This is a genomic window from Faecalimonas umbilicata (assembly GCF_004346095.1).
Lineage (GTDB): Bacteria > Bacillota > Clostridia > Lachnospirales > Lachnospiraceae > Faecalimonas > Faecalimonas umbilicata.
Genome location: NZ_SLZV01000029.1, coordinates 13,030 through 38,972, shown reverse-complemented (window position 1 = coordinate 38,972; position 25,943 = coordinate 13,030). Strand labels below are relative to the sequence as shown.

General features: G+C 41.1%; 32 protein-coding genes. 31 read left to right on the top strand and 1 reads right to left on the bottom strand.

The features are described 5' to 3' along the window. The first annotated feature begins 82 nt into the window (after positions 1–82). The 12 genes from EDD74_RS12430 to EDD74_RS12375 all read left to right on the top strand — a co-directional run bounded on the left by EDD74_RS12430 (position 83) and on the right by EDD74_RS12375 (position 7,201). Positions 83–442 (top strand): hypothetical protein, encoded by a 360-nt coding sequence (locus EDD74_RS12430; RefSeq protein ID WP_116440893.1) that lies wholly within the window; start codon positions 83–85, stop codon positions 440–442. A 23-nt stretch (positions 443–465) separates the two neighbouring features. Continuing rightward, entirely contained in the window at positions 466–678 is a 213-nt protein-coding gene (locus EDD74_RS12425) for a helix-turn-helix domain-containing protein (RefSeq protein ID WP_116440892.1), read from the top strand. A gap of 41 nt (positions 679–719) precedes the next feature. Then, positions 720–1,325 carry a sigma-70 RNA polymerase sigma factor region 4 domain-containing protein gene (locus EDD74_RS12420; protein ID WP_116440891.1) on the top strand — a complete coding sequence of 202 codons (606 nt, stop codon included), beginning with the start codon at positions 720–722 and terminating at the stop codon, positions 1,323–1,325. Positions 1,326–1,408: 83 nt separating this feature from the next. Continuing rightward, positions 1,409–2,149, top strand: coding sequence for a ParA family protein (locus EDD74_RS12415; protein WP_116440890.1), 741 nt, complete (start codon positions 1,409–1,411; stop codon positions 2,147–2,149). Further along, positions 2,137–3,183, top strand: coding sequence for a ParB/RepB/Spo0J family partition protein (locus EDD74_RS12410; protein WP_116440889.1), 1,047 nt, complete (start codon positions 2,137–2,139; stop codon positions 3,181–3,183). Before EDD74_RS12415 ends, EDD74_RS12410 begins: the two co-directional genes overlap by 13 nt. Before the next feature lie 47 nt (positions 3,184–3,230). Beyond that, positions 3,231–3,599 (top strand): replication initiator protein A, encoded by a 369-nt coding sequence (locus EDD74_RS12405; RefSeq protein WP_116440888.1) that lies wholly within the window; start codon positions 3,231–3,233, stop codon positions 3,597–3,599. Position 3,600: 1 nt separating this feature from the next. Beyond that, positions 3,601–3,822, top strand: coding sequence for a hypothetical protein (locus EDD74_RS12400; RefSeq protein ID WP_116440887.1), 222 nt, complete (start codon positions 3,601–3,603; stop codon positions 3,820–3,822). Positions 3,823–3,826: 4 nt separating this feature from the next. Further along, complete coding sequence (locus EDD74_RS12395) at positions 3,827–5,047, top strand: replication initiator protein A (protein WP_116440886.1); 1,221 nt, start codon at positions 3,827–3,829, stop codon at positions 5,045–5,047. Positions 5,048–5,086: 39 nt separating this feature from the next. Next, complete coding sequence (locus tag EDD74_RS12390; protein WP_116440885.1) at positions 5,087–5,431, top strand: helix-turn-helix domain-containing protein; 345 nt, start codon at positions 5,087–5,089, stop codon at positions 5,429–5,431. 53 nt (positions 5,432–5,484) lie between these two features. Continuing rightward, positions 5,485–6,123, top strand: a complete 639-nt coding sequence (locus EDD74_RS12385) for a hypothetical protein (RefSeq protein ID WP_116440884.1) — start codon at positions 5,485–5,487, stop codon at positions 6,121–6,123. A 41-nt stretch (positions 6,124–6,164) separates the two neighbouring features. After that, positions 6,165–6,401: a hypothetical protein gene (locus EDD74_RS12380; protein WP_116440883.1), complete on the top strand. Its 237-nt coding sequence runs from the start codon at positions 6,165–6,167 to the stop codon at positions 6,399–6,401. A gap of 260 nt (positions 6,402–6,661) precedes the next feature. After that, positions 6,662–7,201, top strand: a complete 540-nt coding sequence (locus EDD74_RS12375; protein WP_116441374.1) for a JAB domain-containing protein — start codon at positions 6,662–6,664, stop codon at positions 7,199–7,201. 54 nt (positions 7,202–7,255) lie between these two features. Here EDD74_RS12375 and EDD74_RS12370 read toward each other — a convergent pair whose 3' ends face one another. Then, positions 7,256–7,906, bottom strand: coding sequence for a hypothetical protein (locus EDD74_RS12370; RefSeq protein ID WP_132038459.1), 651 nt, complete (start codon positions 7,904–7,906; stop codon positions 7,256–7,258). A gap of 134 nt (positions 7,907–8,040) precedes the next feature. On the opposite strand from EDD74_RS12370, the gene EDD74_RS12365 reads away from it, so the two are divergent. The 19 genes from EDD74_RS12365 (at position 8,041) to EDD74_RS12275 (ending at position 25,936) form a co-directional block, all read left to right on the top strand. Then, entirely contained in the window at positions 8,041–8,499 is a 459-nt protein-coding gene (locus tag EDD74_RS12365) for a hypothetical protein (RefSeq protein ID WP_116440881.1), read from the top strand. A gap of 74 nt (positions 8,500–8,573) precedes the next feature. Beyond that, positions 8,574–8,792, top strand: coding sequence for a hypothetical protein (locus EDD74_RS12360; protein ID WP_242990019.1), 219 nt, complete (start codon positions 8,574–8,576; stop codon positions 8,790–8,792). Positions 8,793–9,005: 213 nt separating this feature from the next. After that, positions 9,006–9,839: a prolipoprotein diacylglyceryl transferase gene (locus EDD74_RS12355; protein ID WP_116441593.1), complete on the top strand. Its 834-nt coding sequence runs from the start codon at positions 9,006–9,008 to the stop codon at positions 9,837–9,839. 11 nt (positions 9,840–9,850) lie between these two features. Continuing rightward, positions 9,851–10,141: a hypothetical protein gene (locus tag EDD74_RS12350; protein WP_116440879.1), complete on the top strand. Its 291-nt coding sequence runs from the start codon at positions 9,851–9,853 to the stop codon at positions 10,139–10,141. Between the two features lie 56 nt (positions 10,142–10,197). Further along, on the top strand, positions 10,198–10,764 hold the full coding sequence (locus EDD74_RS12345; RefSeq protein ID WP_116441592.1) for a hypothetical protein: 567 nt from the start codon (positions 10,198–10,200) through the stop codon (positions 10,762–10,764). 267 nt (positions 10,765–11,031) lie between these two features. Beyond that, positions 11,032–13,386 (top strand): MSCRAMM family protein, encoded by a 2,355-nt coding sequence (locus EDD74_RS12340; RefSeq protein WP_132038458.1) that lies wholly within the window; start codon positions 11,032–11,034, stop codon positions 13,384–13,386. Beyond that, positions 13,373–15,250, top strand: a complete 1,878-nt coding sequence (locus EDD74_RS12335) for an isopeptide-forming domain-containing fimbrial protein (protein WP_116441590.1) — start codon at positions 13,373–13,375, stop codon at positions 15,248–15,250. Before EDD74_RS12340 ends, EDD74_RS12335 begins: the two co-directional genes overlap by 14 nt. Beyond that, positions 15,247–16,080 (top strand): class C sortase, encoded by an 834-nt coding sequence (locus EDD74_RS12330; RefSeq protein WP_242990115.1) that lies wholly within the window; start codon positions 15,247–15,249, stop codon positions 16,078–16,080. The genes EDD74_RS12335 and EDD74_RS12330 overlap by 4 nt, the downstream gene beginning before the upstream one ends. Continuing rightward, complete coding sequence (locus EDD74_RS12325; protein ID WP_116441589.1) at positions 16,058–16,720, top strand: pilin N-terminal domain-containing protein; 663 nt, start codon at positions 16,058–16,060, stop codon at positions 16,718–16,720. The genes EDD74_RS12330 and EDD74_RS12325 overlap by 23 nt, the downstream gene beginning before the upstream one ends. Further along, complete coding sequence (locus EDD74_RS12320) at positions 16,707–17,357, top strand: class B sortase (protein WP_116441588.1); 651 nt, start codon at positions 16,707–16,709, stop codon at positions 17,355–17,357. The genes EDD74_RS12325 and EDD74_RS12320 overlap by 14 nt, the downstream gene beginning before the upstream one ends. A gap of 63 nt (positions 17,358–17,420) precedes the next feature. Next, complete coding sequence (locus EDD74_RS12315) at positions 17,421–17,705, top strand: hypothetical protein (protein ID WP_116441587.1); 285 nt, start codon at positions 17,421–17,423, stop codon at positions 17,703–17,705. Between the two features lie 11 nt (positions 17,706–17,716). Next, positions 17,717–18,952 carry a hypothetical protein gene (locus EDD74_RS12310; RefSeq protein WP_116441586.1) on the top strand — a complete coding sequence of 412 codons (1,236 nt, stop codon included), beginning with the start codon at positions 17,717–17,719 and terminating at the stop codon, positions 18,950–18,952. A 30-nt stretch (positions 18,953–18,982) separates the two neighbouring features. After that, positions 18,983–19,381 (top strand): hypothetical protein, encoded by a 399-nt coding sequence (locus EDD74_RS12305; protein ID WP_116441585.1) that lies wholly within the window; start codon positions 18,983–18,985, stop codon positions 19,379–19,381. Between the two features lie 26 nt (positions 19,382–19,407). Next, a complete protein-coding gene (locus EDD74_RS12300) occupies positions 19,408–19,611 on the top strand; it encodes a hypothetical protein (RefSeq protein WP_116441584.1) in 204 nt (67 codons plus the stop codon). Positions 19,612–19,647: 36 nt separating this feature from the next. Continuing rightward, a complete protein-coding gene (locus EDD74_RS12295; protein ID WP_116441583.1) occupies positions 19,648–20,022 on the top strand; it encodes a hypothetical protein in 375 nt (124 codons plus the stop codon). A 12-nt stretch (positions 20,023–20,034) separates the two neighbouring features. Further along, on the top strand, positions 20,035–20,874 hold the full coding sequence (locus EDD74_RS12290; protein WP_116441582.1) for a hypothetical protein: 840 nt from the start codon (positions 20,035–20,037) through the stop codon (positions 20,872–20,874). 76 nt (positions 20,875–20,950) lie between these two features. Then, positions 20,951–21,334: a PrgI family protein gene (locus tag EDD74_RS12285; RefSeq protein ID WP_158547693.1), complete on the top strand. Its 384-nt coding sequence runs from the start codon at positions 20,951–20,953 to the stop codon at positions 21,332–21,334. Position 21,335: 1 nt separating this feature from the next. Then, a complete protein-coding gene (locus EDD74_RS12280; RefSeq protein ID WP_116441580.1) occupies positions 21,336–24,017 on the top strand; it encodes a VirB4-like conjugal transfer ATPase, CD1110 family in 2,682 nt (893 codons plus the stop codon). Between the two features lie 14 nt (positions 24,018–24,031). Continuing rightward, positions 24,032–25,936 carry a glucosaminidase domain-containing protein gene (locus tag EDD74_RS12275; protein ID WP_116441579.1) on the top strand — a complete coding sequence of 635 codons (1,905 nt, stop codon included), beginning with the start codon at positions 24,032–24,034 and terminating at the stop codon, positions 25,934–25,936. Positions 25,937–25,943 lie beyond the last annotated feature (7 nt).

The following is a 25,943-nucleotide window of genomic DNA, read 5'->3' as shown; positions in this document are numbered from 1 at the left end:
GGCGGGTTACGATTGCAACTTGAACTAATAAAAGTTCAGGTTGCTTTTTTTATGCAGTTTGCACAAAAAGGAGGAAAAGGTTATGAGTATGATATTATATGATTTCTCAGACATGGAGTATTACTGTGACAGAGCTTTATGCGAATTAAAGATCCCCCCGCATAAGTATGAAGAGTACAAGCCAGGACAAGGATTAAGAGTAAATCGCAATGGTGAGTTTGTAAGAAATGGTCGATTATCCAAGAAACAGGAAATTGAAACGGTTATCCAACAGGAATATGAGTCAGAAGAGAAAGTGAAGAAGATTATCTTTTCTTATGATTCCGGTGAGCAATATATGAAATTAGAAGTATATGGAATAGATGGGAAAAAAATCTTAATTCGTGATGGATGGAAAGATGACCATCATGATGCAGTTAGAAATTTTTTCTATCGATTATAAAAAAAGGAAAGTGAGGAGTCGTAATGATTAAAATTGAATACAAAGAGAGAAAGATTATTGAGCAGATGTGCAGAGAGGATTATCCGGTAAATAGGATTGCTGAGAGAATAGGTGTATCTCCACAGACAATTTACAAAGAGTTGAAACGAGGAGGCTATATTAAACGGATGGAAAATCCTACACCTTATTCAGCAGATCTTGCACAGGGGAGAACGAAACAAAAGAAATGGAGTTAAAAAATATGAGTGATTTCTGATAAGGATAGTGTGAAGAAAGAATGGAAGCAAGAAAGGCAAGTGAAGCACTAATTAAAACGGTGTTAAAAGACTACGAAGGAGCATTGCGATATTGTGATAACCGATATGCAAGTTATCAAAAAAGTTATTTATGCGAAAAAGAAAGTCTACAAAGCTTTGCATTTCCTAAAATACACTATGATTCGCAAGGAATGGGAAGCAGGACAAAAAAAGACTTGGGTGATCTATACTTGGCATTCCAAAAACAGCAAAAAGAATTTAAAGAAGAACTAATCGTAGCAATGCAAAAAGTAGCAGAGCAAAGAGAGATGATTCATCGAATCTGGCTGTGTTTTCAGGGACTACCAAAAGAAGAATATGATATTTTGCATGCATTGTATGTGGAAAATATGCCTTACAAAGCGGTGGAGAAAAGCAGCAAAGTAAGCCATCGGACTTTTGAGAAAAACCGGAGCAGTGCAATAAAAAGGATTCAGGATGTCTGCAACAGCGAATTACCCACATCCAGACTCTTCTGCTACGCAGAGGAAGAGGAGAGACAGAGAGAAGAAAGAGAGACACAGCCGTATGAACAAATGAATCTATCTGAGTTCTTGGATGGAGAAGAAGACACAATAAAAAAATAGGATGCAAATAAGATGTTCCGAATTTCGGAACAAGAAAATAAAAGAAAGGGTGTTCCGAATTTCGGAACAAAAGGGAAAAAGATATGAAATGTTATGTGATTGGAAATTTAAAAGGTGGCGTAGGAAAAACAACAACAGCCGTAAATCTTGCTTACAGTATGTCCAGGCTAGGTCAACATGTGCTTTTGGTGGATATGGATCCACAGACCAATCTGACACCATTTTTTGCAAAAGTAAATGGAAACGGACACAATATTAAAACAGTGCTTCAACATCCACATACTGTAAAAAGTGCCATTTACCGCACAAGATACAGAGGAATTGACATTATTAAAGGAAATACAGGTTTGCTGGAGAGAGATGCTACTAATATAGAAAATTTATCGAAGGCATTAAGTTTGGTAAAGGAAAAGTATGACATCTGTATTATTGATACCAGACCCGCAATCGAACAGATTACAACAAGTGCGTTAGCTGCCGCCGATGTGCTGCTGACACCGGTGTGTTTGGATAAATTTTGCCGCGATAATTTATTACTTGTGGAGGAAAAATATCATGATCTTTTGGAAGATTATCCGGAGATCCAGTGGAAAATCTTTGCAAATAAGGTAGAGAATAAACGGACACAGAGAAATACATACCTTGATATGGTAGAAAAACACTGTTGGGATATTATGGAAACCTGCATTAGCAAAGGTGCTGTGGTGGAAAATGCACTCGAACATTATAAACCGGTTATGAAACATCGTTCCCATAGCCAGGTAGCAATGGATTTTATGGATCTTGCAACAGAATTACAGGGAGGACAGACATGGCAAAGATAAGCAATATTTTTAAGGAGGAGCCCAAAAAAGCGGAACTGCATCCGCGCAGAGTCACTAGATGGATACATTACACAAAGCTAACAGACAATCCGGCACAGTACCGTTACGGAAAAACTGCGGAAGAAAAGGAAGCTTTAAAAGAGTCTGTCCGGCAGAAAGAGGAGGCACTGGCAGATCTGATTGAAGCAGATGGAGAAGTTCTGCAGGATCTTCTGGTAAGAAAAATAAATACAGATGAATATGAGATCATTGCCGGACATCACCGGAAAAATGCGTGCCGGATTCTGGTAGAAGAAAGAGGACTTGAACAGTATGCGATGCTACCCTGCATTGTAAAAGAATTTTCCGATATCCGCGCGCAGTTCAGTTGTTATTCCTCCAATGGATATGCAAAAAAAACAGAATACGAAATCATGTGCGAGCTGGAAGGTATGAGCCATCTGCTCCGAACCTATCCGGAAGAATTTCCAAATCTTCCGTCCGGGAGACTTGCAGACAAGTTAGCAGCACAGCTGCAGATGTCAAAAAGTACGATTGGGGAGTACCGCACCATCGCAAACAATCTAGGGGAAAAAGGCATGCAGGCATTCCAGTCTGGCAATCTGAAAAAAAGTGCTGCGGTGGAAATGGCAACCTTGCCGGAAGAGGAGCAGGAAGAATTATTGGAGAAGGGGATCACAAATCATAAGGAGATTAAGCGGTATAAAAAAACGAGGGAAGAAGCGAAAGAAGTTCCGAATTTCGAAACAGCTCCATGTATTCGCTTTGATACAGAGGAGGAGTGTAATAATTTCTTGGATAATTATCGTTCGTGGCAAGTTTGGGATAGGAATAAATTGACAGGGGAAACTTGTTATCGTTGTGAAATAGGGAAAGGAACAGCAATTATTTTAAGAGAATACAAGTGGACATCCTTCCAAAAGGAAAGTTATGCATGTGATTACTTTTTATGGCAACCGGAAATGCATTTCTTTCGGGATGCATCCTGTATGAGAGAGGATCTGATCAAGCAACTGTTAAAAGAACAAAGTTAATGATGTAAAGTGTTCCGAATTTCGGAACAGAAGGGAGAAAAAAGAAGATGAAAGGACATGGGAAAGAACATAGTTACAAAGAGGAGGGGATAGAGCTTCCTCAGGAACTCATTTTTGCAGAGGTGTTTAAAATTTTGTCTGGTGATGCAAAACTGTTGTACTGCTGTATGCGGGCAGTGCAACAACAGAAGAAGTGCCTAGATGAGGATGGAATGGAATATATTGAATATCCAGTACAAAGGATTATGAAAGAATTTCGTTGTAGTGAGCGGACAGCAATCCGCATTTTGGAAGAGTTAGATTCCAAAAATGGAATCGGTTTAATTGAAAAAAAGCGTCAGGGAAGGGGTCTTCCAAACAGAATTTATTTAAAAGAGTTAAAAGAAGTACAAAAACAATTGGAAAGTAGGCAGTAAGATGAAAAGGCTTGGGAATGGAACGAAAAAGAAGATGACACAGCTTGTTGGGGCAATCAGTCTGTTCTTACTATATCAACTTTGGAATGTCCTATTTACTGGAAATGGCTTTTGGGAAAATGTGGTACCACTGATATTAGGTATTGGTTGCGTTTACTTATTACTTAAAGTGCTTGCAGGACAAGAACAGACGGAAGAGGAAGAAGACGAAAGAGAGGATTAAGATTATGGGAAGACTTTACTATTACGGAGAAGAAATGGAACAGATACAGTTTGTGCAGATGCCAAATGAGCTTATTTTTGGGGAAGAATTTGTGGATCTATCCAGTGATGCAAAAATCTTATACTGTGTGCTGCGTAACCGCATGAGCCTTTCTGCACGAAATAACTGGAAAGATGAAGAAGGAAAAGTGTATGTGATCTATTCAATCGAAGAAATTATGCGAGAGTTCCGGTGTAGTAAAGCTTCCGCAATTCGTCTTCTTGACGAACTGGATTCCAAAAACGGAATCGGGTTGTTGGAAAAGAAGAAACAGGGATTTGGAAAACCAAACCTTCTATATGTAAGGAACTTTCTTACAATAAAAAAGATGATCCGGGAAGAATTAACGGAAGAAGATCTGTTAAAACTAGAAGCAGAAACCCTTGCAGGCGAGGAAGAAAAGGTAACATGCCAAAATTGCAACCTGAAAGAGAATATTCAAAAGAAACAAAAAGACGGTGCTAGATGGAAGGAAAAGAGGGATAGTTTTCTGGAACTTTTGGAAAACTTTTGGCAGGAGAAAGTACAGGCTTTACAGAAGACCTGTCAAAATTGCGACCCGGAAGAGGAAAAGGAATCATGGGAAAACGGTGTTTCTATAAGATCTTTGCACACATTTAAGAACTGCCAAAGTTGGCAGGAACAGAGGTATCAGAATTGCGACCTCTGGAGGTATCAAAATTGCAACCCTAGTTATATAAATAATAGTTATATAAATAATAAATATAATCATCTATCTATCCATCAGACAGAGAAAGAAGAATATAACATTAGTTCCAGTCAGGAAAACATGAGGGATGGATGGAGAGAGTCTGTATGGCAGGACAAACAGTTTCTGGAACAATTTTTTCAGAAAAAGTTGGATTATCAAGCTGCGGTGCATGATAACCCGGAAAATAAAATGCTTTGGGATAACTGTATCTCGCTACTGGTACACATTTGCAGTACAAAGCAATCTGCAACCCACCGGATTGGAAGTGTGTGTTATACGACAGAAGATCTGCGCCGCCGGTTTTCCAAGCTGACAGCATCCCATGTGAAATATGTTTTGGAATGTGTCGGAAAAACGTATACGAAGATTCGTAATATGAGGGGGTATTTATTGCAGAGTCTTTACAATGCCCCGGATACCATAGATTTTTATTATGCACAGAAAGCAGCGCGAAGTTTGTGTGCAGGAATTTAAAACGCGTTCCGAATTTCGGAACAGAAAAAGGAGAGGGATATGAAAAATATCGGGCTGACTCTGAAAAAGGCGCGGGAAAATAAAAACTATACGCAAAAACATGTCATGGAATTAACAGGAATCAATCGAAAATCGTTATCTGGTTATGAAAATAATGTTGCCGAACCGGATCTGAATACCTTTGCGATCTTAGCACGATTGTATAATCTGTCTGCAGATGAAATATTAGAGATTAAGCCTCCTTACACTTCCATCAAGTTTTCAAAGTTAGAAAAAGGCATGTTATGTGCTTTTCGGAATTTGACAGAAGGAAAGCAACAAGAATTCCTTGTGCAATTGGAAGCACTTGTGAAATATCTTGGCACACAAAAGGACTTACATTAAGCAGCAAAATGGAATGAAAACGCGTTCCGAATTTCGGAACAAAAGGAGAAAAAATGGAGATTACACTGAAATTATTTTGTGAAATAAAAGATTCAGAATTGTTTGGCGGAATTGGAAAAGCCGGTTATATTGAGTCTGGTATGGAAATTTCTGGAGAAGATCTGGAACAGGTAAATCTGCGGCGGTATGCAGAAGAGCAGAAAAAAGGAATTGCACAGATGTGTGGAGTAACGGAAGCGAAAGTTGAAATTATTTCGGAGGAACGATATAAAATCTGTGCGGAAGAGGAAGAAAGTTCCAGCGTGGCAAAAATTGTGCAGCGAGAAGAGAATGTGCTTCAGAACCCGTTGCATGAGGTATCGGCAGGGAGATGTAGGGCAGAAAATACATGTGGATTGGAATGCTGCTGTATGGAATGCAGGGAAAAGGAGGAATGCAATGTCCGGTGCCGGGGATCGCGTGGCAAATGGAAACACCCAGAAGAATGCCACTACTATGCAAAAATAAATGTATTCGGGAAGATTTTGAAAGATATTGAAGAAGCCTTTGATGAAAACACAGAAAATATAGAGGATGCAAATGGAGTACATCACTTTGTCATAGACAGTTTTACTGCCAGATTATTAGCAAAAAAAATCATACATAACTCTAGTTTTAGATTTTGTTCCGAAATTCGGAACGAGAAAAATTAAGGAGGAGAAGCAATCCCGGATGATATTGGTCAGGAGCTTCCGTGGAAAGGATAAAGGGTCTTGTTCCGAATTTCGGAACAGAAAGGCAAGGTGAAGAAATGCAGTATCGCATTGAATATGAATTTGAAAAATGTTGTAGTTATATAGACAGCAGCAAAGCATTGATCAAGCATTTGAAAAGACAGGAAAAGAGAGGAATCTCAGATATTAGAAAAGTCTATAAAAATGGTATATCGGAATCTGTCATGGACGTTTATCAGAAATATATTACCAGATAGGGGAATGGATTGATCTGACCGATCAGGATGATAAGGAGTTGAAAGTGGACTACGGAAGGAGAAAGGGGTCTTCCGAAAGTGTGGAGAATACAAAGAAGCGGAAAAGTTAAAAAAATAGGATCTGTGAAACTGTTCCGAAATTCGGAACATAAAAAAAGATATGGAGGATTGTCAGATGGAAGAAAAAATTTATACGAGCGAAGAATTCAGGAAACTGATTGCAGAATTGCAGGAAAACGAAATACTGGAGGTGACGTTCGTTGGAGAAGAATAAGGAATTGGAAGTTGTCAGGGTAAAAATGATCACAGATAAAAAGTTATATAGTGAGTATCCATTGACTTCACCGGAAGCAGTCTGCAAGTTTGTTTCAAAAGAATTGGCGGATTATGATAGAGAAGTGATGTGTGTATTAAACTGCAGCACTAAAGGGCAGGTGCTGAACATGAATGTAGTCAGCATGGGAACGATTGATGCATGCTTGGTAACAGGAAGGGAACTGTTTAAAAGTGCAATCCTTTCTAATGCAGCCAGTGTCATTCTTGTACATAATCATCCAAGCGGAGATTACCATCCAAGCAGAGAAGATAAGGTGATTACTGCAAAAATCAGTGCTGGAGGGAAACTATTGGGGATTGATGTTGTGGATCACATCATTGTAGCGGGAAATTCTGGGGAATATTATTCTATGCGGGCAAATGGAGACTTGAATGAACTTGGTGAGCAGCTTTTAAAAACTGGAGAAGTGATTGCAGAGCCTTTGGTAAAAAAAGAACATCATGTATTTCGCAAGAGTATTTAGAAAAGACGTTCCGGGAAATACAGCCGGAACGTCAAAATAAAAGGAAATGGATAGTCAGATGCGGTAGAAAGCGAGTGTATCTGCCATCGTGTTTATCGTTTTTTTCAATCTGCGTATTCCTAAGAAATCTCCGACCATTACAAAAGCGCCGATCAGATATGCAATCTGAAGGATCAGTCCAAGGGTAATGACAAAGAAGATGATAGAAAATACGATTACAAAAACCGGTACATGACGTAGAAACCGGAACACTCTTCGGATTCCAAAGAAGAATCCAATAGTTGCAATACATGGGAGCAGTCCAAGAAAGAGTAAAAGAACTGCCAGTACTACTGAATCATTGCAATAGACAACAAGTCCTGAGAAAATCACTCCCGGATTAAGATCAGAAAGAGTCAGGTGGTATTTCTCCATGAGAGGGATAAGCGAAAGCATGTAACCGCTGACGGCAAGAAGAACACCCAATAAAAAACAGACGATTGCAGTTGTTTTTTCATGATTGAGACGGCTGATCAGAACTCCGTATTCTGATTTGAAACAGTTTGGACATAAGTGTCTTCCATCTGGAGTAGGAAGAGAGCATTGTTCGCAGGTAAAGGAACCGCAGATCGGGCAACGAGCTACAATGTTCGTATTGTGATGCCAGCGACACATGGGAGTGGCAACTGGCGGAGGTGGAATTGGTGGGTAATGATTTGGTATCATAACAAAAATCCTTTCTCTTTTCAGTACTATGGAATATTCGGATGTGTAATTCCAGAGTAAGGATATCATATTTTGGACAGAATTGAAAAGTATTTTCAGAAAAGAGATTTAGGGAAAATAGGAGATATGACAAAATGAGGAAACACTTTCAGGAAAGTATTATGTTTTTTACGTTTCAGGAACGGAAAAAGAGAAAATTTGAGAAGTACCTGAAAGAGACAGAAACATTGGCACAGTTAAATTCAGATGAGCTATTCTTTGAGTATATTCAGACAAAAACAGAATATAAACATAAGAAAAATAGGTTTGGAATGTTTGCAATTTCTTTCCTTATTTCTATCTGGATGGGAGTATGGAAAGAACTTCTGATTTTGATGGGAAAGGCGGCATATTATTTTATAACTTTTCACGGAAATGAAACGGAGTGGATCAGAATGACGGTAGGCTTATTAGTAATGATAATTATAAGTTCTACAGCATTGTTCATTTTGATTCTGTTGAACTATTTGCAGAAAATCAGAAATCTTTATGAACGAATCTTAATTGTGGAAGAAATACAACGAAAACAGGGAATGCAGGGTAGCCCAAAGTAACCTAAAGTAACCTAGAAAACGCATTGACACTATGCTATACTATAATTACCAGAAGTGGAAGGAAAGATATAAGAATGAGAGGCGGAGCAATGGAGCGAAAAGAATATTATGAGGTCAATTTACCACCATATCTCCAGCATGATTTAGATGCGATGAAAGAAGGCAAATATCCTTATGATTGTCTTTGGGGGGAATTATATGGTTCAATCAATTCTGCTTTTGTGGATGGAGATATTACAGAAGAGCAGGCATGGTATTTAAGGGAAAATTATTTAAATATGGAAAGGGTGTAAAGAGATGATTGATTTTACAATTGCAAAACGGATCCTTTTCGTGCATACGATGGAGCAAATGGATCAAATTTCTAGGAGAAGACTATTGTAAGATAGACAAAATTGACAGGGTTTTAATCGCTTGGGGTAGCCCAAAGTAACCTAGAAAAGCACATTGACACTATGATATACTATAATTACCAAAAGTAGAAATAAAAGAGAGGAGAATGCCGCATGAAGAAGTGGAAGGAAGTATTAGAAAAAAATTATAAGATTGTCCAGGCTTGTGGCTGTATTTGCTTGATTGGAGTACTTGGATTTGGGATTTACTCTTTACAAAAAGAGAGTATACCTGCCAAAGAAACGGAAGTAGTTGTAACAGAAAAAAAGCAGGAAAAAAGTACCACGCAAAAGGCAGAGAAAAAGGATACAGATCAATCGAAAAAACAAGAAATTAAGAGTGCAAAAGCAGAAATAAAAAAAGTAGAAAAAGAGACAGGAAAGAATCCTGTGAAAAAAGCAGATACATCTTCAGGACAGAAGGTAGAGAAAAAAGAAGAAAAGAAATCGAATACCGAGAAGTCAGAGTCGTCAAAAGAGCAGAAACCGCAGGAACAGTCAGCACCTACTTCGCAGCCGTCAAAGCCGGAGCAGAAACCACAGCAAAGTCCAGCACCTGCCCCACAACAACCATCACAGCCAGAACAAAAGCCATCGCAACCAACACAGAAACCATCACAGCCAACACCTCCTCAACAGCCACAACAACCATCACAGCCAGAGCAGAAACCACAGGAGTGTGTTCACAATTGGGTCTATCACCCGGAACAAGGGCACGAGAATACATATACAGTAACCGAAGAGGTTTATGAGCCGTGGGAGTGTTGCAATGTTTGCGGTGCAGACTGTACAGCGGATCCATCAGGACATATGGAAGCACATGCATTAGCCGGAGAAGGTGGTGGAAGACACACAGAATATTTTAAAATTAAAGAAGTAACGAAAACAGAATGGGTTGTTGATGTGCCGGCATATACAGAGTGTTCCGGTTGTGGGGCAAGACAATAGGAGGAAAGCAGATGGCAGTTGCTACAAAATATGAAGAATGGATGGAACTAGGTGAGATTACAGAAGAAACTCCAATTGAATGGTATGAGGAGGAACATGCCAGAGCAATTCTAGTTTCAGAAATCGACCGCCAGACAGCAGATCTGTCAGAGGAAGAAGCATTTGATATTTTTACCAAACTGATGGAGGGAGATCCTTTGGAGGTACTTAAGAATCTTCGAACAGAGGGAAAACTTTCTAAAGATGCGTTGGAAGAACTTGAGGAATATGAGGAAGAGTATCAGGAAACACACGGAGAATAGGGGAAAGGCATTCCGAAAGGGATGTCTTTTCCTTTTCTAAAAGAAGGAAGAGAAGAATGAATGACAAAATCACTTTTTTAACGAAAGAACAGAATCTATATTTTTCAGAGAAGCTAAAACAGGATGTTCTGATTTTTGGAATAGTAAGCATGGGGAATACGATTCTGCCGGCTGTAATTGTTTTGTTTCAATGGGAGGAAGTGATAGAAAAACTATCTACACTTTCTTTATGGGGGATAGCTCCTCTTTTACTACTTTTTATTGAATACTTGTTTGCTGTAGTTTCATTTTGTCAATGTATTCGAATTCATAAAGCAATCAAAGAACAGAAAGATCTTTCCCCATATGGGGAATTTCAAATAGGAAAGATTCAGGATCGTTACAAGAGAAGGGGAAAAAATCGTAGGACAGTGCAGAGAGGAATTAGGGAGTGGAAAGAACCGATGCATTATTACTTAAATGTTGATGTGGAAACCAAACTAATACGAGTTAAACTTACGAAAGAAGAGTATTTTTTTATGGAAGCGGGAGACGTAGGAGACAATGTTTTGCTGGGAAGGTTTGTATGTGGATTCCTTAAGGCAGTATATCCACTCAAGGTAGCCCAAAGTAACCTAAAGTAACCTAGAAAACATCTTGACACTATGTTATACTATAATCGACAGAAGTAGATTTATAAGTCTATTTCGGTTAGAAAAAAGAAAAGAAAAGCAGAAAGAGACATTCCGAAGGGGATGTCTTTTTTGCATGAAAACAAGGATGGTAGTGAAAGGAGGGAAGGAAGATGTATCGAAATCGTATTCGAATTTCCGATTCTGGGTAGGAAAAGTGAGAAGACGTTTATAGCGTCTTTTTTTTCGTGCAAAATCAAAAAAAGGAGGAAAGCACAGATGAAGAGAAAAAAGAAGTGTCTTGTATGGATCTTGGCAGCAATGCTACTCTTTACTCAGTTGTTTGTCTATGCTGCAGAACCAAAGGATGCAAAGGAGAAAGAGCGGCAGAAAGAAATAGTGCAGGAAGAAAAAACAGTGCCGGAAGAATTGGAGGAAACGGAAGAAGAAAAACAAACAGAAAAGAAGGATGCTCCATCTTCAGAAGAAGATAGAAAACAGGAAGAAAAACCGGATTTTCCATTGGGAAAGGATTGTAAGGGAGAAGTAATTGGAACTGCAGTTGCAGGGGATGATACCTCTCTTTATTCTACTCCGGGAAGCATGGCAACGATTACTCCAGGAGCGGATCATGCTTATGGAAGCTGGGGAACGTGCGAATTTTCCATTGCAACCGAAACGGGAACACATATGGGATACTGCGCAGAACCAAACAGTCCGACTCCGTCTGGGGTATACCAGGTGTCAGTTCTCAATCATGACAATATCAGAGCATTATTGCTCTTGGCACCAGGATCGGAACTATATGATGAAGAATTTTGGAATGCATTTGGATATAATCCGGCAACCGGAGGAGTAGATGGACGCAATGATGCATATGCTTTGGCACATGCCTGCATAGGCTATGCTTATAACGGATCAACAACCGGTTTGTCAGAAATAGATGTCCAAGAGATTAAACAATATGTGGGATATGCTGCCGAAAAAATGTATCCAGACCCAAGATTTAATAATTATACGGTATACATTGCATATAATGACCTGCAAGATATTGTATGGATTGAAAAAAATCAAGAAGGCAGATTGAAATTAAAAAAGACATCTGCCAATCCGGAAATTACCAACGGAAGTAGTTGCTATAGTCTGGCTGGTGCAAAGTATGGGATTTTTTCGGATGAAAAATGTAGCCAACGTGTAGGAGAGTTGATTACCGATGAATCCGGAAACACACCAGAGTTGGTAGTACGAGCGGGAAGCTATTATTGCAAAGAACTGGAAGCACCAAAAGGATATGCTCTGGATAAGAGAGTGTATAAGGTGGAGGTCACTGCTAACCAAACAGCAGAGCTGAAAGTGGTGGATATTCCTCAGATGGATCCGGTCGGAGTGCTGCTAGGAAAAGTGGACAAGGAAACCAACCAGAACAAGCCGCAGGGAAGCGCTTCTCTGGAGGGTGCAGAGTTCACGATGAAGTATTACGCGGTAGATCCCAAAACCAATGGCAAGGAGGATCCCGCTGGAAAAGGACATCAGCCAAAGCGTACATGGGTATTTAGGACAAATAAGAACGGGTTTTGCGAATATAATAAACAGTTTTTTGTAAAGGGGGATGAATTATATTTAGCACCAAGTGGGGTACCATCAATTCCTGTAGGTGTAATTACAATTCAGGAAACAAAAGCCCCAACAGGATATTTATTGAATCCAACAGTGTATGTTGTTTCTATTACAATGGAAAATAATGGAAGCGAGTTTGTTTATACCTATAATGCACCAACTGTTCCGGAAACGATTTTGTCACTAGAAATTGTCAAGAAAGAAAAAGGGATTAATCGACCAATTCCAGGAGTTATATTCACGCATACAGATCCAAACGGAAGGAAAACAGATGTGACAACAAATGGAAAAGGCAGTGTGACTTTAAAAGGCTTGAGTCGTGGAATACATACGATCCAGGAAAAATCTGTGCCGGCAGGCTACAGTAAGAATCCGGGAGTTGTAAAATTCAAAGTAGATGAAAAGAACAAAATTACGGAAGTAGGGAATACGTCTACGGAAGCAAATGGAAAAATGATTTTGACTCTAAAACCAGATGGAACAGGTCAGTTAAGTGTGGAAGATACACTTGCTCCTTACCGTTTGCTGCTTCATAAAGAAAATGATAAAGGAAAATTGTTGGAAGGCGCAGAGTTCACGCTCTATGCAGATAAAGAGTGTAAGAAGGAGTTGCAAAAGCAGGTTACAGATCAAAAAGGGACACTGGCATTTTCCAATCTGCAGGTCAATAGCAAATATTATCTGAAGGAAACAAAAGCGCCGGAAGGCTATCGCATTCCGGTAGGAGCAGACGGAACTCCAGTCGTTTATGAAATCTACACAAAGAGCAATCCGGTAACAGGTGCTTTTGAATATTATGTGAATGGAACGAAGCATACGGAAACCAGCGGAGATTTTGCAATTACCGGAACGAAACAAGATCGAGAGGTTAATCTGAAAGTGGTAAACATCATCGGATTGCAGATGCCGGAAACCGGGTCTACAATACCTTTGCTACTGATTTTAATAGGCATGGGATGTTTTGTAGCAGTCATGTATCAATATCGAAAAGGGGGAAAAATCAATGAGAAAAAATAGAGGGATTTTTTTGGCTAGCGCATTATTGTTAGCAGTATCTTCAGGAACAATTGGACAGGGAATGTCCGTTTTTGCTGCAAAGGAAAGTGCTGTAAAACAAATGGAAGAACGGAAAGGAGAAACACATGGAGGAGTCATTTCTTTTGGTAACGGAAATGCGAGTATCACAATCAAAGGGAAGGAAGGACAGTCTCTAGTCGGAAAGAATTTCTATGTATATCAGCTTTTCTTTGCAGAAAATGCCAAAGGCGGGGAATCTATTAATTACACCTTCCATCCGAAATATGAGGAAGCAGTAAAAACCGTAGTAGCAAAAGGACTTACAGAAAGTGGGAAACCGACCACGGCAGAAAACGTGACAGAATATATGGCAGTGGACTACATACAGTCATTAAATTCCTATAAGGTGGAAGGGGCAACCACTCCGCAAGAGCTGGAAGGAAGTTATAGCCAGTTTCGTTATTTTGTAGAAACTCTGCGAGATGAATTGGAAACAAGAAAGATTGTAGGAGATGTAGTATCGGTTACGAATACGCAAGCAGACAATTCTATTCGGATTGAGGGACTGGAATATGGGTATTACCTTGTGGATGAAGTGACAAGAGTCCAGGGAACCCATGCGGCAGGAAGTCTCTGCATGGTCAGCACGGCAAATCCGGCAACCGAAATCCAGGTCAAATCGGATTATCCAACTGTGATCAAAAAAATCGACGAGGACGATAAGCAGGAACATATCAAGGATCCGGATGGCTGGAATGATATCGGAGACTATGAAATTGGACAGACGGTTCCATTCAAGTATGAATCCAACATTCCGAACATGAATGGATACAAGACCTATTATTATGCATGGCATGACCAGATGGATCCGGCGCTTACGTTCCAAAAAGAGAGCGTAAAAGTTGAAATTACCGATGACAAAGGAAAGAAATACACTTTGAAGGATGGAGAATTTGAAATTCAGATGCCGTCTACACAAGGGGAAACCTTTGCCGTAATTGTAAAGGACATCAAACAAATCGTTGACAGGGAGTTTCCGAATTTTAATGAGAAGAACGAAAATGTCTATGGACAGAAAGTACTTTTACGTTATGATGCAGTGTTAAATGATAAAGCGGCAAATGATACCGGACGTCCGGGATTTGAAAATGATGTCCGCCTGGAATTTTCGAATGATCCGGACAGCAATGGAGGCGGAAGTACAGGCTATACACCATGGGACACCGTAGTGTGTTTTACCTATCGCTTAGATCTTGTTAAAGTCAATGATCACGATCAAACATTAGCTGGGGCAAAATTCCGTCTGTACAGTGATGAGACATGTAAGAATGAGGTATATGTGAAAGACGAGCAAAATGGTTATCATGTGATCAATCGTGATGTACTGGGAGGGACAGATCATACTGGGGGAACAAAACCGAAAGAAGCAGTAGAAATGATCACAGACTCCAGAGGGGAACTTTCCATTATCGGTTTGGATCAAGGTACCTATTACCTAAAGGAAACAAAGGCTCCAGACGGGTATCGCCTGTTGAAAGATCCAATTGTGTTGAAGGTAATACCGACATATACGGACAAGCGTGATGAATATGTGAAAGGACAGGGAGCAACAAATACTACGCTTCAGAAGTTGGAAGTAACGGCACACATCAAGAGTTTTTATGATGGAAGTGCACTAGAGGAAGATCAACAGTTAGAAACAGAAGTGGAAGATGGAAGTGCAAATTTGACAGTTGTGAACCGAGTAGGAAGTAAGCTGCCGGTAACAGGAACTCCTGCAATGGCAGCGCTTTTATTAACGGGATGTGGATGTATGCTGATTAGTATTGTGCTGGTGAAAAAGAAAGGAACGAAGAAAAAATGATGCGGAATCGCATAGGAATCCGACTTCTGTTTCTGATTGGATTTTTGTGTTGTTGTCTGCCTCTTTTCTTGCATTTACACAATGAAAAAGAGCAGCAAAAGGCAGTTGCTACTTACCAGAAAAAATTGCAGAGAGAAAAAGATACAACAGCGGAAGAAACTAAGAAAGCAGAAGCATATAATAGCCTTTTGTTTCAAACACAGGGAATTCAAGTGGAAGGAAGTGACAAGGAAAAATTAAACGAAGCATCATATGGAAAGCTGTTAAATCCGACTGGAACCGGAATTATGGGGAGTCTGGACATTCCCAAAATAGGAATTGAACTTCCTATTTATCATGGAACAGAAGAGGAAGTGTTGTCAAAGGGAGTGGGACATCTTTTAGGAAGCAGCCTGCCGGTAGGAGGAAAAAGTACACACAGCATACTGACCGGACACCGGGGACTGCCCCAGTCCAAATTACTAACGAGGCTAGACGAAATGGAGGAAGGAGATTATTTTTTCCTTCATGTCCAAAATGAAACACTTGCTTATAAAATTTCTGAAATCCGAATTGTAAAACCAGAAGAAATTGAAGTATTGAAGATCCGAGAGGGAGAGGATCTATGTAGTGTGATCACCTGTACTCCTTATGGAATCAATACACATCGACTGATTGTAACCGGAGTAAGAACTCCTTATGAAGCGAAGAAAGAAGCTTCCATGAAAGAAGCATTGCCGTCTACAAGGGAAGTGTTATTCACCTTGCTTCCGTTACTATGGATTCTGATTTTATTTGGATACATGTGGAAGGAGAGGAGAAAGAAAGATGAAGCACCGGATAAAATATAGTATGATTTTACTGGCATGTCTGCTATTGGTAGGAAACAAAAATCTAGCATATGCTAAGGGGATAGAAGAAAGCTTGTTTTCAGAAACAAAAAAGGAAAAGGGGAGTATAACCATTCAGGCTTTAGAAGAGGAATCAAGAAAAAGGCTGGAGGGAGTACAATTTACGGTAATAAAGATTGGAACCTTGCAGGATGGAAGTTATGAGCTTTTGCCGGAGTATGCATCAACGGAAATCAACCTAAATGAACTAAAGAACGCAGAGGAAATGGAAGTGGCTGCAGAAAAACTGGAGAAGGCATGGAAAGAGCAAGGGCAGGAAGAAAAAGGAAAAACATTGGATGCAAACGGGAAAATGACGGAAAATAATCTGGATGTGGGAGTTTATCTGTTGTCTGCAAAAGAAACAGAACAGTCAGATCTAGTTTCTCCGACATTGGTATCTGTTCCGGTTTTTCAGGATGGGAAAATGAATTATGATATCACGGTCGAACCCAAACATATGAAACGACCTCCAGAAAAAGTAGCGCCACAGACAGGGCTGATGCCAATTGAAACCATGTTATTATTCGCAGGTGGGGTATTACTGTGTACTGCTATGTTAATAGGAGTGAATAGGAGAAAATCTGATGAAAAAAAGTAGATGGATTTTGTGTATCCTTCTACTTTTTTTAGGTGCAACTTGCTTCTTCTTGGCAGAAAAAAGTAGGCAACCCTTTGCGGATGCAAAAAAAAGGGGGGAAGCATTAAAGGAGATTGCAGTCCCGGGAGAACCTGTAGATGTTGGGGAACGTAAGATTGATTTTGCAGCATTAAAGAAGATCAATCCAGATATTGTGGGATGGCTTTATCTGCCGCAGATTGGTGTGGATGGACCGATCTTGACCGGAGAAACCGATGAAACGTACCTTGCCCGTGACTTTGAAGGAAACGCGAGCGAACTGGGGAGTATTTTTACCTTTGCGGATGCCAAATTATCAGACCGGCAGGTATATCTGTTTGCTCATAATATGGCGTCCGGACAGATGTTCGGGAGTCTAAAAAAGTTTCAGGATCCGGGGTTTCGGAAAAAATATCCGGATGGCTGTCTTTATACGCCGGAGCGCACGAAACGGTTCCGGATTACAGGATGGGAATATAAAACAGCAGATGATCCGTGTTTTTCCGTCCGAGAACAGAAAGCTGCCGGTATCGCGTTTGTGACCTGTGTTGGATACTTTCGGACAACGCAACGGCTGGTGGTGCATGCAGAAATTACGGAAGAACAGCTGGCTTTTTAAAACAGCATATCCTAAAAGCAGGAGAGAGGAAACTGCAGTGGAAAAACAAAGGAGGCAGACAATATGAGGCAGAAAAAGAAGATTCTTCTTGCAGGAATCTTGTGCTGCATGTGTCTTGGCAGTGTCTGTGTCAGCATCGGAGTCCGAGGAAGATTTCCTCGGAAGCTCCGGGAAGGGCAGATGCAGTTGGAAGAACAGAATCTACCGGAAAACAAACAGGAGTACAAAGAAGAAAACAGGCAGGAAGAAGCAGCCGCGGAACAGAAAGAACAGAGCACGGAAACCGGGACAGAAAAGGATGTTCCGAATGTTCCGGCTCCAAAAACAGGGGATAGCTGGTGGAAATAAAGGAGGAAATCATGGAACAGTACAGAGATGACGAGGTACTTTTAAAAACAGAGTCTTATCTGGAGAAGATGCAGAAAATCTTTGAAGAGCGAGAAGCGACTTACCAGAAGCGCAAAGCAGAATATGACGGGAGAAACCAGGAACTGGAGCAGATCCGGAAGGAATTATGGAAACGTAGCCAGACACTGGAACAAAAAGAGGAGCAATGGAAACAGAATGAGGAGAACTTAGCGAAGCATGAAGCGGAGCTGGTAGAGAAAGAGGCGGTACTTGAGCGGCGAGAGACAGAATTTGCTGAAGAAAAAGCAAAATATGAGGCGCAGTTGCAGAAACAGATTCTGGAACACCAGTTGGAACTGGAAGCACTCCGAAATGAAAAAATGCTAGTAGAAGATGCCAGAAGAGCATATGAATATCAGACCGCACAGCTGGAATGTGGCTTTGGAAAAGATAGAATTGAAAAATGGGATGAGGAAAATCAATCCCTGAAAGAAGAACGCGTACAACTTCAAGATACCATCTGCAAGCTGCAAACAGATCTTCGGAATATAAGAAAAGAAAAGGAAGAAACGGAAAAAACATGCGGTCAGTTACAAAAAGAGCGACTGAAGTTACTAGAAAAGCTAATGGGTGTTGCAGAATCCGATTCGGAGTTTGAAACCCTGTCTTTGTCGGAAGAAATGGAAGAAGAGAATCCAAAAGAAAAAGAGGAAGGTTTTTCGATTTCTTCCTATGAACAGGAAGATAAAATGTATTCGGATGAAAAAAATAGGATTGTTTCTGAGAAAGGGAAAGAAGTACATATCCCCAGATTAGGAAAAGAAGAAAGAAGCCCAGAGAGAAAAGAATCTGTTTCGGAAAGGATTCCGATAGAAACGGTAGAAATTACCAGAGAAGAACTGACGGCAAACGTCTTGAAAAGCTATCTGGAAAAACATGATCCGGCAGTACAGCCAGAAATCCGGCATTCCGAACACGGGGAACAGCTTCACATGGAGGCAAAAAACCTGACGTATGTATTTTTGTTCCAAGATGAGATCATCCAGTTTGAAGTGTCTGCAAAACGGAAAGAAAGCCGTGCCTTGAAGGAAAAACTGGAGAGAATGAATCGGGAAGTTCCAGGAATCCAGTTTCAGTATGACAGAGAAGAAGGATGCGTATTTGCAGGCGGCTACCTGACTGCAGATATGACTCCAAGTCAGGCAATGGAACGTGTCGGGGAAGTTGCAGGACGCTTTGCATCCTAAATACAAAGGAACAGAAAGAAAGGAGAACGTATGTTTTATACAGTTATGGGAGTGATTCTGTTAGGGATGGCATGCATTGGGGCAGTTCTTTTTATCTGGCAGGATATGCGGGATCGTAGAAATACCATGCCCTGGAAGAAACGTCCCCCGAAGAAAGGATACAGTGAAGAGTTCCTTGCTTCAATCGAAAAGGCGTATGAAGCTGCTGGAAGCATCCGGGGGATGCTTCAGATTATGGAAGAAAAATATCCAAAAGAAAAACGGAGAGCAGAGATTGCATTGGCATATCTAGATCACAGTCGTTATAAAGACTTTGAAACTACACTGGATTGCTTTTCCGATGGGAGCATAGCTTGCAAAAAAGCAATCGAAGAAGTATTGTTACGAGAAATTCAAAAACGACAAGCTTTGGTTTGCCGGGAACATTAAAAATAAAAAAACAAGGAGGATATTACATGAGAAGAAATAATTGGAAAGCAAAAATTTTAGCACTAATTGGAATTCTGGTAGGGATCTTAGCAGGAGGTGCTGCAGCATGGGCGGCATGGAAATATGCCGGTGCACAGTATGTAGGACTTGCATTTTTTACAGTCATGCCACTTGTAGCAGCGCTTTTTATTCTGATTTTGATTCGCTTATTTGGCAGAGATGATGATTAAGTTTTCGGAGAGAAGAAAGAAAAGAGGAAAAAACAGATGAAAGAAAAACAGATAGGAAAAAATGAGATACAGAAAAAGGATAGTCGTGAATTTTGGAAAAAGCAGAAAAAGCTGTTTCTTTTTCTCACAGTTCTTGCGCTTACAGGAGCCAGTCAGATGACAGCTTTTGCTGCAGGAGCAAACGGTGTGATCCAAAGTGGATTTAATGCTGTTTATCAAATCATTGCAGCAATTGTATCTTCTATCGGTAGCCTGTTTTTGTTGTGGGGTGTATTTGAATGGGCGCAATCTTTAAATACTCAAGATGGAGGCGCACAGTCAGCGGCATTTAAAAGAATTGGAAGCGGAATTGTTGCAACGGTTGCGCCTCAGATTATTCCGTTGATCAATGGTGGCGGTGGAACACCGTAAGGAGGAAAAAAGATGCCAGCTTGGTTAGAAGAATTTATCGGTGGATTTGTGGGGGACCTATTTTATGGTCCCTTTTATAAACTTGCAGAAGTAGTGTGGATCACGCTGATGGATCTAAGTTTAGGAGTGATCGGAAAGACTCCCTCACAGTTTTCTCCATCCGCTTGGAGTTATGTAGCCCATACCTTGTATCCATGGACACTGGGAATCGGATTGTCTATGGTCAATGTATTTTTTATCTGCAGCTTTTTAAAGGCAGTATCAAATCTAAAAGAACAGGTCACCTTAGAATTGTTTATTGAAGGGATGATTCGTCTTGTTGCAGTTAATGTTTTATTCCAAATGGGTTTTAATCTGATGAAGACGTTCTTTTCTATGGCTTCAGCAATGTCGGGGGAGATTATAGATTTTCAGGGACCTCCTCTTTTTACGGAAGAAGTGGACATTGGAAGTCATTTATTCTGGTGGTTGTTTGGGTTGCTATATTTTCTTGTGGCTCTGGTCTGCGGAATCATGATCTTTTTAACTTTATATAGCCGGTATATTAAGCTGTACATGCTTGTAGTCTGCTTCCCGCTTGCCATGCCAAGTTTGATCTCCGGGAGGGGAATTGATGAGACCGCAAAGGCTTGGTTGAGAAATTTTCTAGGGAATGCTTTTGAGGTGGTGGTCATTGCGCTTGTGATATCCATTTCCGGAAAGATTATTGGAGGATTTAATCTGCCGGAGAGTAGTTTTGCTGATTTCTTTGATGGGTTTGGACAGGCGTTAAAATCATTAATTTATATGATCGGGATGACTGGGGCAGTAAAAGGGGCAAACAATTTCATGAATAAGACTTTCCATCTGTAAGATTAAAACGTTCCGGATTTCGGAACAAAAAGTAAAAGAAAGGATGTTCCGAATTTCGGAACAAAGGGGAAAAAATATGAAGTTGGATCTAAACAAAGATTTTGAAAAAGCATATCCACAGACATATTGGAAAGGTATGAGTATGGAAGAGCTAGTCACCATAGGTCTGTTTCTCCCAGTCGTTTTGGGAGTGGCAGGACTTCTTTGGTATTATCAAAAGATTCCTCTGCAGATAGGAGTTTATTTGGGGATTTTTGCAGGACTTCCGGTTGCATTTCTGGGGTTGTTTAAATATCAGGGAATGTCTGTGTGGCAGCTTTATAAAGAATGGAGCTACTGTCAAAAAACGAGAAAACTTTGCGGAGAAAATAAGACAGAAGGAATATGGAAAGAACAGCCGCTCTTTTCTATGACAAACAGGGAAGCAAAGTCAAGAAAAAGGGAAAAAGGAGGAAAGTAGCGTGGCAGTTTTTAACGGAAACAAAGCATTCCGGCAGAAAAGAGTATTGTCTCAGCCGGTTGTGCCGGTGCCAAAAACAGTGAAGGAAACCTTAAATGTAGTAAAAGCTTATGAAAATGGATGTTTTCGGTTAGAGCCAAAGAAGAGAAATACACTGTATGACAGAGCCTATTTATTTGAGGATGTCAATTATATTAATAAGGATAAAGGGGAAAAACGTCTGTTTTTGTCAGAATTGATGGATTTCTTAAATGGGATGGAAGTTCATTTTAAGATTTCTCTGTGTAATTCTTACCAATCACTGGAAACATTTCTCTCCTCTGTGAGAAATGAGAAGAACCGAGAAACGTATCCGGAGATTGCAAAAGGGATTCGGCAGTGGCAGGAAGAAGGGTTAAAGGACATGAATCCTACGGTACATACCATACGGATTTTAACAGTGACTTGCAGAGCAGACAATGATACGCAGGCAGGAATCTACTTCCGGGCTCTGGAGCCTGTGCTTGAGGAAGCCTTTGAAGGATGGGGAAGCCGGGTAGAACCGCTCAATGCAAAGGAACGGTTCCGGATTCTGCAGGGGATCTATCGTCCGGGAGAGGAGGCGGCAGATTTTGGGATGCAAGAAACCCTTCAGGATTGGAAAACAGATATTCTTCCTAGAAGCATCGAATCGAAAAGTGACTATCTGATTGCGGGGGATACAATGATGACGGTTCTTGCAGCAACACAGTATCGAAAGTCTATCAATGCAGATACCGTTCTTCAGAGTTTCTGTAATTTACAGTATCCGTCTTTTGTTACGTTAGACTATGAACCTGTACAACAAGAGGTGGTCAATGATAAGTTGGTCGCAATCCAGATCAACAATGAGAGACAGATCAGCGATGAATTAGATCAGAAGAGAAGAAATGGTCAAGTAATCTTTTCTCCATCCTACTCAAAAAAGAAGAAAAAAGAGGATATTGAAGCTTACATGGAACAGGTAGATCAGGATGATGAGAAGGGGTGCTTCTTAAATTTTTTGATTGTAGTAACTGCACCGGCAAAGGATAAAAAAGAAGGACTCCAGATTCTGACGGAACGGATGGAAGAGGTCTGTGCCATCGGGAAGAAGGAGGGAATCCGCTTGGAACCATGTATGTTCCGCCAACTGAAGGCGTTAAACACTGCGTTGCCGATTGGAGGAAGACAAGTCGATTATATGCGGTTCTTTTTAAATTCTTCGCTGGTCGTTCTGCAGCCTTACCATGCTCCGGATATTCTGGAGCCGGGAGGAAAGCTGTTAGGGATTAATAAAACAACAAAAAATTTCATATATGGAAACCGAAAGCTGCTTCCTAATCCACACGGAATCATCATCGGATACTCAGGATCCGGGAAGTCCTTCTTTATCAAGCTGACGGAAATTTCCCAGACACTTCTGGGGACAGATGATGATATCTTGATTTTGGATCCGCAAAATGAATTTGAAAGTATTTGTGAGGATTATGGAGGTGTGTATTTTGACTTGACACCCAAAAGCGGAATTTATCTAAACGGGTTTGAAGTCAGTCAGGAAATTTTTCAGGGAACCCAGAAAGTGAAAAATGAATTTGTAGCAAGGCAGAGCGAATATGCAAAGAGTCTTTGTCAGGCAATCATGCGGAATATTGATGTCACGCAGGAACACGATACAGTAATCAGCCGCTGTACCGAGCGTATGTTTGCGCAAGTATTTTCCTGGAAGCGGCTGAAGAAGCAGCCAACTTTGACTTGGCTGCGGGAAGAAATCCGAAAGGAACTGGAGCAGACAGATAACCCTCACGATGAAGCGATAATCCGTCCTATTTATAATTCTTTGGAGGAGTACACTTCCGGAGCCTGTGATATGTTCGGGCATCCGACAAATATCCGCTTCCAAAATCGTCTAGTGGGATTTGGGATGTGCAATGTCCCGGAAAATAACTGGGAGCCGGCAATGATCACGGTACTCCATTATCTGTCCGGACGAATGAATGATAACAAGAAATTACAGAGGGCAACCCATCTGATCGTGGATGAGACACAGGTAGTTTCAAAAAAACCGGGATCAGCCAAAATGCTAAATAATGCGATTGTTACTTTCCGAAAATTCGGAGGGATTGTAACACTTGCGATGCAGAACGTGGTAGCGGCACTTGCCAATGAACAGATGATTGAGATTTTTCAGAACTGTTCCTACAAATGCTTTTTTGATCAGGGTGGTGTGGATGCACAGAGTCTTGCGGAGATTCAACCGTTAAGCGATAAGGAATATCGATTTTTAAGTAATGGAAAACCGGGCGAGGGCATCTTGATCTGGAATAAAAAAGTAGCTATGTTCAGCGCCCGGATTTCGCAGGATAATGTGCTTTATGATGCCTATACTACGAATTTCCATGAGGAGGCACAGAAAGCGGAGGATGTTAAAGGTTCCAAAGAATCCTTGGAACGTACGAGACAGGTTCCGGAAGAAGAGATAGAAGAATCTGTGAAATGGCATGCAGTTTCCGAAGCGGAAGAGGAGCGGATGATCAGACAACTGGCTACCTTTTCACCGGTCAGTATCGGAGATGTTATGGAACTTTTAAAACTGCCACGGGAACGGGCAGAACTTCTCTGTGAGCATATGGCAGAAAAAGGGGTTTTAAGGAACTGTGGAGGACGTTATGAGGCAGTACGCTAACCGGAGGAACAGGAATGATTCGTGAGACGAAACAACGGATTGTAAGAACGATTGAAACAGAGGTACATGACAGGGAGGATTCCCTTCCGCTCTCCAAAAATCAGAGGAATAATTTCCCAAAAGAGCAGGAACCGATCACGGGGACAGATCTGAAAGCAGGGGAGCCAAAGAGGCTTTCGGCAGTTTCCTCGAAGGATCCTGCCGCCTATCTTAGCCGCAAGGAAGAAAAGGAATGGAACTGTCTTTCTCTGCATGAAAAAAAGAAGTTTCAGGTATGGGAATCCAGACGAGGAGAAAAAGTGAAAAACACTTACTGGAATTTGGAAGGGAATTGTTTTTCGGCAACGGAAAAGCGGAAATGGCAGGCATGGAGAGCGGATAGGGATATTCAGGGAAAGTCGGTAAGAAAAAAGCAACAAGTCGCGGAATCCAGACAGCAGCCAACAGAGGGATTGAGTGGGGGAATTCTTCCTTCGAGGTTTAGTCAGGGAGGGCAGAAAGGAATAACACAGACTATGCAGGGAAGCGTAAAAGTTTCCGGGGAAGGGATGAAAGTAGCGGTATCCGGAGCGGAAAGTGCCCACCCTGCAGGGCTTGCTGTGAAAACAGCAAGGAAAACTGCAGATGCCTTTAGACAGTATCTCAAGCAGATGAATGAGGCGGTTCAGGAGTCCGTTGCAAGGCAACAAGCAAATGGAAATGACAATGGGATAGAGGAAGGTCTGAAAGGGTCTGTGCATACTTTGACAATGACAGTTATGAGTCTTGCAACGATGGGAGTGTCCATGTTTCTCAATGCGCTTGTATCATTGACTGCGATGCTTGCAAGCTCTTTTGTTGTTATTTTTGGAGCAATTATAATTGTTTGTGCGGTAGCTGTTATTTTATTCTCTAGCATTGCAGGTACAGAATCTCAGCCGGCTACTGGGCATGGATTGCCGCCATTTGTGACGGAAGATATGATGCAGGCTTTTTTTGAAACGCAGGAAAAAAATGGGGTTCCAGTATCCACGGGGATTGCACAGTTGATTGCAGAGTCTGGATTTGGAACATATGGACCTGGAGGAGAGAATGGGCAGGGACTGTCTTCACTAGCATATGAATATAAAAATCTGTTTGGAATTAAGTATTTTTCCGGAGATCAGTATGCGAGTGGATCGATAGATATGACAACTGGAGAAGAAACAGAAGGAGGTGGGAATGTTACTGGGATTGGATCTTTTGCAAAGTACCCAGACTATGCTTCTTGTATCAAACAGCGCGCCTGGATGCTGGAACGTGATCCGTATGCAAGTAAGGTGAATCCATACCGAAATCAAAATGATGGGAAGTATTCAAAAGAAGCGGCACAAGGGTATATGGAAGGAATTCGGCTTGCAGGATGGGCGACTTCCAGTTCTTACGTGAAAGCTTGTATCGGGCATATGGATACCTACAATCTATATCGTTTTGATAACATGACTTACGAAGATTATAAGAAATCAGGAAGCGGAAATTATGATGGAGTGGAAACAGAATTGATGAAGAGGATTGCGGCGATTGCAAGAGAAAATCAAGGCTTATATCCATGTACACCAGACATGTGTGCAGCATGGGTGACTGGTGTTTATCAGGCGGCAGAAGCTCCAGAGATTCCTTATGGAAACGCAATTGACATGTGGAATACTTACCAGAATACAGGAAATACCAGCATGGAAAATATACCGCCCGGAGCGATCGTTTGCGGAAGCGGAAGTGGCGAGATGGGAGCGCTCTATGGGCATGTAGGAATCTATATTGGGAATGGACTGGTTGCGAATAATATAGGGCGTTTTTCTATCGAAACGGTACAGGATTGGGCAAGTTGGCAGACTGCAACTTGTCAGGGGCATACTGGCTGGATCGGATGGGTTTATCCGGGAGGAGTCCCGACAAAATAGAAGCGAT